Source organism: Vallitalea maricola (assembly GCF_036985595.1).
In the GTDB taxonomy this organism is placed as follows: domain Bacteria; phylum Bacillota; class Clostridia; order Lachnospirales; family Vallitaleaceae; genus Vallitalea; species Vallitalea maricola.
This window is the reverse complement of record NZ_BTPU01000127.1, coordinates 1-735: the sequence shown is the minus strand read 5'-3', so window position 1 is coordinate 735 and position 735 is coordinate 1. Positions and strand designations below refer to the sequence as shown.

The 735-nt window shown below is 33.9% G+C and carries 1 protein-coding gene; it reads right to left on the bottom strand.

From position 1 onward, the window contains the following. Nucleotides 1–130: 130 nt before the first annotated feature. On the bottom strand, nucleotides 131–598 hold the full coding sequence (gene tnpA, locus AACQ14_RS23430) for an IS200/IS605 family transposase (protein ID WP_339365971.1): 468 nt from the start codon (nucleotides 596–598) through the stop codon (nucleotides 131–133). Nucleotides 599–735 lie beyond the last annotated feature (137 nt).

Genomic DNA, 735 nt, shown 5'->3' with positions numbered 1-735 from the left:
AATCACCACCACCCGTAAAACGGGTGGTTTGCACTTACCCTATAAGGGTATGTTACTAGCTGAGTCTCAAGACTCATTGAATAGTCTGCCAACTGCATCTATTCTCAAGTTACACCTAAAGGTGTTTTCATTAGCCTTTTATTATCGGCTTACCCGTAAACGGGTCAATATATTCCTTCAGACTTAATTGGTCTGAGGCTATATCTTCTTGTAATTGATTTCTTATATACTGTTCTATTGCCTTTTTGTTCCTTCCTACTGTATCTACAAAATATCCTTTACACCAAAATTTTCTATTCCCATATTTATATTTTAAATTAGCATGTCTGTCAAATATCATCAGTGAACTTTTTCCTTTTAGATATCCTACAAACTGTGATACGCTTAATTTAGGTGGTACACTTACTAACATATGTATGTGATCTTTACATGCATTTGCTTCTATTATTTCTACGCCTTTATACTCACATAATTTACGGATTATCTGCCCAATATCTTTTTTTATCTTTCCATAAATTATTTGACGTCTGTATTTTGGTGCAAATACTATATGATATTTGCAATTCCATTTGGTATGTGCTAAATTTTTGTTGTCCATTTGGACTTCCTCCTTTGTCTATTATAGATGCGGTCGGCAAACCTGCTTCTATCTTAGCATTGGAGGTTATTTTTTTCTACTCATAGCTATAAGCTTTTTAGAACCACAGGCATAGCCTGTGGTATTCATTAATACAA

Bases quoted from the DNA above. Each gene is read 5' to 3' on its own strand.
- tnpA (WP_339365971.1), bottom strand. From the start codon at position 598: ATGGACAACAAAAATTTAGCACATACCAAATGGAATTGCAAATATCAT.